General features: G+C 64.4%; 11 protein-coding genes. 6 read left to right on the forward strand and 5 right to left on the reverse strand.

Going from position 1 to position 10,660, the window contains the following annotated elements; all coding sequences use genetic code 11:
- On the forward strand, positions 1-968 hold a 968-nt coding region (locus VJ307_07990), incomplete at its 5' end, for a diguanylate cyclase (protein ID HJX74084.1).
- Between the two features lie 30 nt (positions 969-998).
- Here VJ307_07990 and larE read toward each other — a convergent pair.
- Genes larE through VJ307_08005 form a run of 3 tightly spaced genes read right to left on the reverse strand, consistent with a single transcriptional unit; the run spans position 999 to position 3,719 of the window.
- Entirely contained in the window at positions 999-1,877 is an 879-nt protein-coding gene (larE, locus tag VJ307_07995) for an ATP-dependent sacrificial sulfur transferase LarE (GenBank protein HJX74085.1), read from the reverse strand.
- Positions 1,861-2,892 (reverse strand): hypothetical protein, encoded by a 1,032-nt coding sequence (locus VJ307_08000; GenBank protein ID HJX74086.1) that lies wholly within the window; start codon positions 2,890-2,892, stop codon positions 1,861-1,863. Before VJ307_08000 ends, larE begins: the two co-directional genes overlap by 17 nt.
- Complete coding sequence (locus VJ307_08005) at positions 2,889-3,719, reverse strand: TOMM precursor leader peptide-binding protein (GenBank protein ID HJX74087.1); 831 nt, start codon at positions 3,717-3,719, stop codon at positions 2,889-2,891. Before VJ307_08005 ends, VJ307_08000 begins: the two co-directional genes overlap by 4 nt.
- 61 nt (positions 3,720-3,780) lie before the next feature.
- Between VJ307_08005 and VJ307_08010 the strand changes: the two genes are divergently transcribed.
- Entirely contained in the window at positions 3,781-4,962 is a 1,182-nt protein-coding gene (locus VJ307_08010) for an aminotransferase class V-fold PLP-dependent enzyme (GenBank protein ID HJX74088.1), read from the forward strand.
- 61 nt (positions 4,963-5,023) lie between these two features.
- Positions 5,024-6,085 (forward strand): response regulator, encoded by a 1,062-nt coding sequence (locus VJ307_08015; GenBank protein HJX74089.1) that lies wholly within the window; start codon positions 5,024-5,026, stop codon positions 6,083-6,085.
- A 40-nt stretch (positions 6,086-6,125) separates the two neighbouring features.
- Here VJ307_08015 and VJ307_08020 read toward each other — a convergent pair whose 3' ends face one another.
- Together VJ307_08020 and VJ307_08025 are read right to left on the reverse strand one after the other, a co-directional pair.
- Entirely contained in the window at positions 6,126-6,926 is an 801-nt protein-coding gene (locus VJ307_08020; protein ID HJX74090.1) for an acyl-CoA dehydratase activase, read from the reverse strand.
- A complete protein-coding gene (locus VJ307_08025) occupies positions 6,923-7,990 on the reverse strand; it encodes a DUF362 domain-containing protein (GenBank protein ID HJX74091.1) in 1,068 nt (355 codons plus the stop codon). Before VJ307_08025 ends, VJ307_08020 begins: the two co-directional genes overlap by 4 nt.
- A gap of 104 nt (positions 7,991-8,094) precedes the next feature.
- Here VJ307_08025 and VJ307_08030 point away from each other — a divergent pair, with 104 nt between their 5' ends.
- The 3 genes from VJ307_08030 to cysS form a co-directional block, all read left to right on the forward strand.
- A complete protein-coding gene (locus tag VJ307_08030) occupies positions 8,095-8,583 on the forward strand; it encodes a CarD family transcriptional regulator (GenBank protein HJX74092.1) in 489 nt (162 codons plus the stop codon).
- Positions 8,584-8,665: 82 nt separating this feature from the next.
- A complete protein-coding gene (ispD, locus tag VJ307_08035) occupies positions 8,666-9,850 on the forward strand; it encodes a 2-C-methyl-D-erythritol 4-phosphate cytidylyltransferase (protein HJX74093.1) in 1,185 nt (394 codons plus the stop codon).
- Positions 9,850-10,660 (forward strand): cysteine--tRNA ligase (gene cysS, locus VJ307_08040; GenBank protein ID HJX74094.1); only part of this gene is annotated, 811 nt, incomplete at its 3' end. The genes ispD and cysS, both read left to right, overlap by 1 nt.

Raw genomic sequence — 10,660 nt, forward strand, 5'->3', positions numbered from 1 at the left:
CCCAGCGGATGACGAAGATCGCCGCGATCAACGAGGCCGGCATCAACATCATCTCCACGCTCGACCTCTCCCGGCTCCTCAAGCTCGTGGCGACCTCCGCCTCCCTCATCATGGAAGCCGAGTCGTGCGTCATCCGCCTGCTCGACTCCCAAACGGGCAAGTACGGGATCCGGGAGTATTACGGCATGAAGGCGGAGGGGGAGCAGCAGGACCTCTTCCGGATGGACAAGAAGGGGGTCACCGCGATCCTCAAGGGAGAACCTTCCGTTCTCGTCCGGGACACGGCCGAGGAGGAGAAATGGAAGGAATTCGCCGGCGTGGCGCGCACGATGATCATGCTTCCCTTGACGCGCGACGCCGAGATCATCGGCACCGTCTCCATGTTCGACAAGTTCCCGCACAAGACGTTTTACCCGGCATCCTTCAACAACGATGACAGGGGGACGTTCGAAAAGTTCATCCGGTACGTCGAGAAGGCCATCGGAAACGCGATCGTCTTCGAGAGGAACGAGAAGCTCAAAAACCTCGACGAGTCGACGGGGCTGCCGACCCTGCAATATTTCCAGTCCCGCCTCCTCCACGAGTTGAGCCGCGCGCGGCGTTTCCGGCGCAGGCTCGTGCTCATGATCTGCGAGGTCACCCCCCGCGTCCCCGCGCGGGAGTTTTCCGCGCTCGACAGGGAGGAGTGGGTGATCAAACGGCTGGCCAAGGTCATTCGCACCGCGCTCCGGGGCTACGACGTCGTCTCCCGGATCAGCGACTGGAAATTCGGGATGATCCTTCCGGAGGCGGAGGACGGCAAGATGAGCGCCATCCCCCGGATCAAGAAGGCGATCATCGACGAGGCGGAGGAGATCCGGAGAGTCATGAAGGATCTCAAGGTCGATGTGCGCTTCGGGCACGCCAGCTTCCCCGACGACGGGGAGGACTACGAGAAACTCATCTTCAAGTCGAACCTTCTCAAGTAATCATGGCGGATTCGGGCGGCAGGAGGGGAATCAGATCTCGAGGTCCGGGGGGACGCCCGGCACGACCCCGCCCTCGTTCATCGACCCGGTGCGATACCCTGCAAGATCGACGGCCACGTAGAGAAACCCGTTTTCCCGGAAGCCGCCGTGGATGGCCTCCGATATCTCCGGTTCGAACAGGCGCGGGATCTCCTCCTGTCCGACCTCGATGCGTGCGACCCGTTCGTGGACGCGAACGCGGAACTGCCGGAAACCGAACCCCCGAAGGATCTCTTCGCACGCCTCCACCCGCTGCAGCTTTTCCGCGGTGATCGTCGAACCGTACGGGAACCGCGAGGAGAGGCAGGCGAACGCCCCCTTGTCCGCGGTGGGAAGCCGGAAATGGCGGCTGAGCGCCCGGATGTCCCCTTTCGTGATCCCGTTTTCCAGCAACGGGCTGCGCACGCCCAGTTCCTTCGCCGCCCGCCTTCCGGGGCGGAAGTCGCCGGTGTCGTCGCGGTTCGTGCCGTCGCACACCGCCTCGTATCCCTCCGCGCGCGCCAGCGCCCACAGGATGCCGAACAGTTCCTTCTTGCAGTGATAGCACCGGTCGGGGGGGTTTTCGGAGAAGCCGGGGATCAGGAGTTCGTTCGACTCCACGAACCGGTGGGAGGCCTGGAAATCCCGGGCGATTTTCTCCGCCTCGTCGCGTTCCGATTTCGGGTAGGTGGGGGATGTCGCGGTGACCGCGAGGGTTTTCTCCCCCAGCGCCCGGAGAGCGGCGTACAGGAGGAAGGTGCTGTCGACCCCCCCGCTGAAGGCGATCACGGCGGAACCCAGGGAGCGCAACGAGGAGAGGAGAGACTCCCATTTCTCCGAGAGCGGTGGGGCGAGCCCCTCGGGTTGGCGGGATTCAGCAGAGGAGGGCAAGGTCGATCTCCGAAAAATCGGCGTTTCCGGGAAGGAAGAGTTCCCGTTCGCCCGTGAGGCTCACCTCCCGCACGGGGAAGGGGGGAGGAGTTCCGGGTTTGCTGTACCGCGTGAACAGCCGGGAGAGAACGTCTTCCGGCCGTGCCCCGTGGTTCGCTTCGATCCCGATCGAAGGCCCCGAGAATCCGTTGGCGATGTAGACGGGCATCTTCCCCCTGCAAAGCGCCTCGAGCTTCCGGTTCTCTTCCTCGTTTCTCGCCACGATCACCTTCCGCCCGTCGCGAAGCCGGAAGTGCCTTCCGACCTTGAGCAGGTGGATGTCCGCCATGTCCGGGGCCGCGCAGTGGTCGAAGAGGTCACGGACCTTGAGGGAGAAGCTCTTTTCGGCCAGGAGGCACCCCCCCGCCGGACAGGGGTAATCGACGATGTCCCACATCCGCGCGAGCCGGATCTGCTCTTTCCGGGATCTTCCCGCGATGCCGAGCAGCCTTTCCCGGTCGATCCACCCTTCCCGCTCGGCAAGGGTCGGTTCGAAATGCTTCGCCGAGAGGGGGCGCAGCACCAGCCCCTGGCATCCGCTGTGCTTCTCGATGATCCGGATGGCGTCGAAGCGCTGGGACATGGGGCGCTGACCGACCACCTCGCCGGTCACCAGGAAGGAGGCGCCGATCTGCTCCATATGCTCCCGGGCTTTTCTCAGCGTGAAGATCCGGCAGTCGATGCAGGGGTTCATCCCCGCCCCCCGGCCGTGCTTCGGGTTCCGGATGATTGCGAGGTATTCGGGGCCCTTCGACACCGTCCGGATCGGAATTCCCATCTTCCCCGCGACGATCTGCGCCTGCGAGTTGCAGCCGTTCCCCGCCGCTTTTGCGCAGGTGCAGAACGGGGAAGTGAAGTGGAGGGCGAAGAGCTCCACCCCCTGGTCGACCATCATCCTGGCGGCCAACGTGCTGTCCAGACCCCCGGACAGAAGCATCACCGCGCGCTTCGGGTTCCGTTTCACGGCCTCTTTCATACGATGCAACTCCGTTCCTGGTCGTATTCGGACGGCTCGAGAGGGAGCCGGATCCGGGGGGACTCCCCGCAGGCGGGGCATTGAGGGTCCCGGGAAACGGCATGGACGGAAACGGACCCGGTCAGGGCGTCCAGGGTCAGCAGTCTGCCCGCCAGCGGTTCTCCCGCGCCGGTGATGACCTTGATCGCCTCCACGGCCTGCCACGCCCCGACGATCCCCGCGACCGCCCCCAGGATCCCCGATTCGGAGCAGGTCGGGGCATCCCGGCGGGGGGGGATCTCCGGGATCAGGCAGCGCAGACAGGCCCCCGTGCCGGGGATGACCGTCGTCAACTGCCCGCCGAACCGCAGGACTCCCGCGTGCACGAGGGGGACCCCCGTGAGGACGGAGGCGTCGCTGCACAGGTATTTGGTCGGGAAGTTGTCGCTTCCGTCGATGACGACATCGTACTTCCGGAACAGCGATACGGCGTTCTCCGCGGTCAGGGCGGTCCCGTGCTCCTCCAGCACGACATCGGAGCGGATTGCGCGAATGGCGTCCCCCGCCGACTCCACCTTGCGGCGCCCCACCGATTTCTCCGTATGGATCACCTGCCGGTTGAGATTCGAGATCTCGATGCGGTCCCGGTCGGCCAGCCCGATCCGTCCGACTCCCGCCGCCGCCAGGTACAGGAGCGCCGGGGAGCCCAGGCCGCCCGCCCCCACCACGAGAACGGAAGCGCCGAAAATCCTCTCCTGCCCCTCGGGTCCGATTTCCTTGATCAGGATATTCCGGCTGTACCGCAGGATCATTCCTTCGGTCAGTTCCATGGGGATATTATACCGCATGCGTTCCCGTCATCCTTGGTACCATGGGATATCGCATCCAACGCGCGAGAGGGGGAAAGCCGTGCCGATCGACGTGGAAACCATCCGGGCCGCCGAGTTCCCCGTGACCGGGAGACTCCTCTATCTGAACCACGCGGGGGTTTCTCCGATCCCCGCCTCTTCGGCGTCGGCGGGCATTCGGGTGCTGGACCGGTACCGGGACGAGGGAGCGCTTCATCCCCGAATGTGGGTGGAGGTTTCGGACGAGGCGCGCGGCAGGTTCGCCCGTCTGATCGGGGCCTCCAGCGACGAGGTGGCCTTCATCAAGAATACGTCGGAAGGGATCTCCTTCGTCGCCGCGGGCTTCCCGTGGAAAGAGGGGGACAACCTCGTGACCGCCAACGTGGAGTTTCCCTCCAACGTCTACCCCTGGATGCGTCTTGCGGCGCGCAACGTGGAGGTCCGCATGGTGCAGGCGAGGGAAGGCCGCGTCCGGAAGGAGGATGTGATCGGCGCCTGCGACGGGAAGACCCGCGTCGTCGCCCTCTCCTCGGTGGAATTCGCCAACGGGTTCCGGAACGATCTCCCGGGAATCGGGGAGTACTGCCAGAAGCAGGGGATCTTCTTCTTCGTCGATGCCATCCAGAGCCTCGGGGTGATCCCGATGGACGTCAAGGCTTACGGAATCGACGCCCTCGCGGCGGACGGCCACAAGTGGATGCTTTCTCCCGACGGGATCGGGGGATTTTACATTTCCCGGGACGTGATGGAGATGGTGGAGCCCGTGGTCCTCGGCTGGCATTCGGTCCGGAACCGGTTCGACTTCGAGCATTACGATTTCCATCTCTCGCCGGATGCGAGGCGATTCGAGCCGGGGAGCCTGAACACCGTGGGGCTTGCCGCGTTCGGCGCTTCGCTCGAGCTGATCCTCTCGATCGGCGTGGAGCGCATCTGGGAACGGGTTCGCCGACTCACCGAGGAGGCGATCGAGGCTGCCCTTGCGTCCGGGTATGAGGTGATCACCCCGCGCAACCCCGAGGAGCGATCCGGGATTGTGACATTTAAGGTTTTCGGGGTCGACCCCCAGGCGCTCTGGAAGGCCCTCCTCGCAAGGAACGCGGTTTGCTCCCCGCGGCTGGGAGGGATCCGCCTGTCTCCCCATTTCTATAACGTTTCCGAGGAGATTAAGCGCTTCTTCGAGATCGTGAGGGAGGAGGTCAAGTCGGAGGGGAGTGCCACGGGCACCTCCGGAAAAAAGAAGTAATCCTTGGCGGGCCTTCTGCCGATAGGAAAGAGGTGGTGGCGTCCTTGCCAAGGGAGAAGTCGTGACATCCCAGGAGAAAGCCCGGGTTCTGATCGTGGACGACGAGGTGGCGGTGGTGGATGTCATGGGGGCGATTCTGGCCCATCACGGGTTCGAGGTCGAATCGGCGGGGAACGGCATCGAAGGACTCGCCCTGGCGAAGGAGAAGAATCCCGACATCATCCTCCTCGACATCTCCATGCCGAAGATGGACGGCTTCGAGACATGCCGCCGCCTCAAGAATGGCTCCGGGACGGAGGGGATCCCCGTCGTCATGTTCACGTCCCAGGCGGACCGGGAATCGAAGATCCAGGCCCTTAAGGCCGGGGCGAGCGATTTTCTCGGTAAGCCCGTCGACAGCACGGAACTGGTGGTCCGCGTCAACAACCTTCTCAAGGTGAAGAAGTACCAGACGTTTCTGGAGAACCACAGCAAGATCCTGGAGATCCAGGTGGAGGATCGGACCCGGAAGCTTCGGGAGGCGCTCCTCGATACCGTCCAGAGACTGACGCTCGCCGCGGAGTACCGGGACGAGGCCACCTACGTCCACATCAAGCGGATCAGCTACTATACCGAGGTCATCGTGCAGGGACTGGGCATCCCCCCGCAGGAGGCGGAGATCATGTTCTACGGCGCCCCGATGCACGACATCGGGAAGGTGGGGATCTCCGATTCGATCCTCCTCAAACCGGGGAAGCTGACACCCCAGGAATTCGAAATCATGAAAACCCATACCATGATCGGCGGGAGGATTCTCCGGGGATCGGAAAGCCCCTTCCTCAAATCCGCCGAGAAGTTCGCCATCCACCATCACGAGAGGTGGGACGGGCTGGGGTACCCCCAGGGGCTGAAAGGAGAGGAGATCCCCATCGAGGGGAGGATCCTGAACATCGTCGATCAGTACGACGCCTTGCGGAGCAGGCGTCCCTACAAGCCCCCGTTCGACCATGATACGGCGGTGAAGATCATCACCCAGGGGGACGGCCGGACGACCCCCGACCACTTCGACCCGGAAGTCCTCGCCATCTTCCGGAAAAACTCCGACCGCTTCCGGGAAATCTTCGACACGCAAGAGGAGATCTAGGAAAGCTCCTCCCCTCCGCGCCGTTCCGGGGGGGAATCCTTCAGTGGTGGGCCAGGCTTTTTTCCCGGGCGATGAGGGCGGCCCCGAGCGCCCCCGCCAGCTGGGGTTCCGCCGGTACGAGAAGGGTGCAGCCGAACTTCTTCTCGAGAGCACTGCGCGCCCCGGGGTTTTTCGCGACTCCCCCCGTCATGACGGCGGGGGGCGCCATTCCCACCCGTTCGGCGAGCGCCGCGATCCTGTCCGCGATGGCGAGGTGGATCCCCCGAGCGATATCCTCGGGGGGGGTTCCCGAGGCGATCAGCGAGATCACCTCCGACTCGGCGAACACCGTGCACATCGAGCTTACCGCCACCGTCTTTCGGGAAAGAAGAGAGCGGGGCCCCATCTCCTCGAGATCCATTTCGAGCGTGCGCGCCATGACCTCCAGAAAGCGGCCGGTGCCCGCCGCGCACTTGTCGTTCATCGCGAAGTCGGCCACCTTGCCGTCGGGGGTCAGACGGATGACCTTGCTGTCCTGCCCCCCGATGTCCAGCACGGTCCGGGCTTCGGGAAACAGGTGGCGCGCTCCCCGGGCGTGGCAGGTGATTTCGGTGACCGTATGGTCCGCGGACGACGCCATCTCCCGCCCGTACCCGGTGGAGACCGTGAATACGATGGCGGATGGCGCGGCTCCCGCCCCGGCCAGGGCCCGGGAAACCGCTTCCTCGCACGCTTTCTTCGCGGAGGCCCCCGTCGCGACGATCGACGAGCCGGCCATCTCCCCCTTCATGTCGAGGAGGACGACGTCGGTGGAGAGCGACCCGATGTCGATCCCGGCGAAAAGCATCTTGTCCCGCGTCACAGGGTCTCCAGAAGATACTCTCTCGTCCCCAGCCCCAGTTCCTCGGCGTAGGAGAGCTGGATCGTCCAGTCGATCTCCGGGTGCGTTTCCCGAAAGGGGTCCCGCCCGGCGGACCGGATGACGAGGTCCGCGCATGCCTGGTCGAGAGCGACGGGGTCCGCGGAGGCGAGGATCCCGACATCGGGGGCGATCGGCCGGTCGTTGTTTCCGTAGCAGTCGCAATAGGGGGAGATCTGCATCACGAAGGAGAGGAAAAGGGAGGACTCCTTCTTCCCCCGCAACGCTCCCGCGGCGTGCTCCACCATTTTTTTCTGGACCATCGGGGCGGCTTCGTTCCAGTCGACCTTCACCGTCTGCTCCGGGCACACGACGATGCAGTCCGCGCACCCGATGCACGTCCGCGGATCGATCAGCGCCGTCTGGGAGAGAATCCCGATGGCTCCGGACGGGCAGTGCGCGATGCACGTACCGCACCCGGTGCAGTTCGCGGGGTCGACGACGGGGGACACCGTGGAATGCTGGGCGAGCTTCCCCGACCGGGCCGCGCATCCCATCCCCAGGTTCTTGATCGTCCCGCCGAACCCCGACAGCTCGTGCCCCTTGAAATGGGTCACCGCCACGATCGCGTCGGCGTTGACGATCTCCGCTCCGATCGCCACCTCGGGGAAAATCTTTCCCTCGACGGGGACGCTCACGGAACTCTCGCCGCGGATCCCGTCCGCGATGATCAGGGGGGCGCCCACCACCGCGAATGCGAACCCGTTGGCGATCGCCGTCCGCAGGTGGTCCACGGAGTTGCTTCGGCCTCCCACATAGAGCGTGTTGGTGTCCGTCAGAAACGGTTTGCCGCCCGCGGCGGCGATCTCCTCGACCACTTTCCGCACGAAGACCGGCCGGACGAACGAGACGTTCCCCTTCTCCCCGAAGTGGAGCTTCACGGCCGTGAGATCCCCGGGGCCGATCCTGCCGGACAGCCCGGCCGCCCGCAGAAGTTCCCCTGTCTTGTCGATCAGGCTTCTGCCCGGGGGGGCGGAAAGATCGGCGAACCAGACCGTCGACGGCATGCAGAACCCTCCGGATTGACACGAGAGGAATAAAAAACATATAATACATCAATCGAATACGTTCCAACACACTTCCTGATTGGCTCCTCGGAGGTTCCATTCCAATGAATTTCAAAGTGGGAGATTTGGCGGTATACCCGGCCCAGGGTATCGGAATGGTGCAGGCAATCGAAACGAAATCGATCTCGGGGGGGAAGAAGGAATCCTTCTACGTTCTCCGCGTTCTCGACACCGGCGTGACGATCATGATCCCGATGGGCAACGTGGAGCAGGTAGGCCTCCGGCGGATCATGGACGCCAAGGCCGTCCGGTCCATCTACAAGATTCTCCAGAACCGCGAAGTGGGAATCGAACCCCAGCCCTGGAACAGGCGGTATCGCCAGTACATGGACAAACTCAAGTCCGGTTCCCCGTTCGAAATCGCCGAGGTCCTGCGCAACCTTCTCCTTCTCAAGGGGGAAAAGGTCCTCTCGTTCGGGGAGCGGAAGATGCTCGACACGGCACGTTCCCTCCTGGTCAAGGAAATCTCGATCGCGCGCTCCGTTTCGGAGGAAGTGGTGGAGGCGGACCTGCGCCGCTTCCTGAACCTGTAAGCGGCGTTGGCGCTTTCCGCACGTCCTTCTCTTCCGGCCCCCGTGCCGGAAATCCTCTACCCATAGGAATCCCGGAGGATCGATGACAAGGGTGGTGGCGATCGTCGTCGCCGGCGGGGACGGCAGACGGATGGGTGGGGATCTTCCCAAGCAGTTTCTCCCCCTCGGGGGGCGCCCCCTTCTGGACAGGACCTTGTCGGCGGTCGCCGCATCCGCGCGGGTCGACGGGATCGTGCTCGTTCTTCCCCCGACGTTTCCAAAAGAGGGGAAGGAGTCGTACCGCTCGCTGGAGAAAGTTCTCGCCGTGGTCGACGGCGGAGAGCAGAGACAGGATTCGGTCCGGAACGCCCTGGCGGCCGTCCCCGAGGATGCGGAAATCATCCTGGTGCACGACGCCGTTCGCCCGTTCGTCTCCGAGGAACTCCTGGAAAGATGCGTGGAACTCGCGCGGGAGCATGGGGCCGTCGTTCCGGTCGTGCCCGTACGGGACACCGTCAAGCAATGGGACCGGGGGGAGAGGACCCTCCGTACCCGGGACCGTTCCGAACTGATGCTTGCCCAGACCCCCCAGGGATTCCGTGCCGGGATTCTCCGGGACGCCTTAAGGAAAGCCCAGGAGGAGGGGAGGCAAGGGACGGACGACGCCTCCCTCGTCGAGAGTGCGGGATACCCCGTCATCCCGGTGCCGGGCGAGGAGGCGAACATCAAGATCACCATTCCGGAAGACCTCCGCATGGCCGAGGGGCTGCTCCGGGGGCCGGCCGATTTCCGCATCGGGATCGGGGGCGACGCGCACAAACTGGTCGCGGGACGGGACCTCTGGCTGGGGGGAGTCCGGCTCGAGCACGAGAGAGGCCTGCTCGGCCACTCCGACGGCGACGTTCTTCTCCACGCGATCGCGGATGCGATCTACGGCGCGCTCGGGGAACCGGACATCGGTCAACATTTCCCCCCGGGCGTGGCGGAGACGGAGGGGATCTCCAGCCGCAGCATCATCGCCCATGCGCGCGGGAGGATGGTGGAGAAGGGGTATGGGCTGGTGGGTCTGGACGCCGTCATCGTCTGCGAGGAGCCGAAGATCGCTCCGGTCGTTTCGGTTCTCCGCGCCTCCATCGCGGGGATGCTTTCCCTCCCCGAGGACCGGATCAATCTGAAGGGCAAGACGACCGAGGGGATGGGATTCGAGGGACGCAAGGAGGGGATCTCCGCATGGGCCGTCGCGCTCCTGGTGGGATCCCTCCCCGTTCCGGAGAGGGGAACGGCCTGATGGCGCTCACCGTGTTCAACACGCTGGGGAACGGGAAGGAAACCTTCTCCCCCATCACCCCGGGGAAGGTGAAGATGTACGTCTGCGGCGTGACGGTCTACGACCTGTGCCACATCGGGCACGCCCGCGCGAACGTCGCCTTCGACATCATCGTTCGGTACCTCCGGTACCGGGGATACGACGTGACCTTCGTGCGCAACTTCACCGACATCGACGACAAGATCATCCGGCGGGCAAACGAGGAGGGGGTGAAGACCGAAGAGATCGCGGATCGATATATCCGGGCGTTCTACGAGGACTTCGACCGGATGGGGCTCGTCCGCCCCGACGCGGAGCCGCGGGCGACGGAGCATATCCCCGAGATCATCGGACTCGTCGAGAGGCTGATCGCGGCGGAGAAGGCCTATGTCGCGGGGGGCGACGTCTATTATTCGGTCCGGGGGTTCGGGGAATACGGCAAGCTCTCGGGGAAAAACACCGAGGAGCTGCTTGCCGGGGCCCGCGTCGAGGTGGACGAACGGAAACGGGATCCGCTCGACTTCGCCCTCTGGAAGGCGTCGAAACCGGGGGAGCCCGCCTGGGACAGTCCGTGGGGGCCGGGCAGGCCGGGATGGCACATCGAGTGCTCGGCGATGGCGATGAAGCATCTGGGGGAGACGTTCGACATCCACGGCGGGGGGAAGGACCTCGTCTTCCCGCACCATGAAAACGAGATCGCCCAGTCGGAAGGCGTGACGGGCAAACCGTTCGCGCGATACTGGATCCACAACGGATTCGTCAACATCGACAACGAAAAGATGAGCAAGTCGC

It is taken from the genome of Candidatus Deferrimicrobiaceae bacterium (assembly GCA_035256765.1).
In the GTDB taxonomy this organism is placed as follows: Bacteria; Desulfobacterota; Deferrimicrobia; order Deferrimicrobiales; family Deferrimicrobiaceae; genus CSP1-8.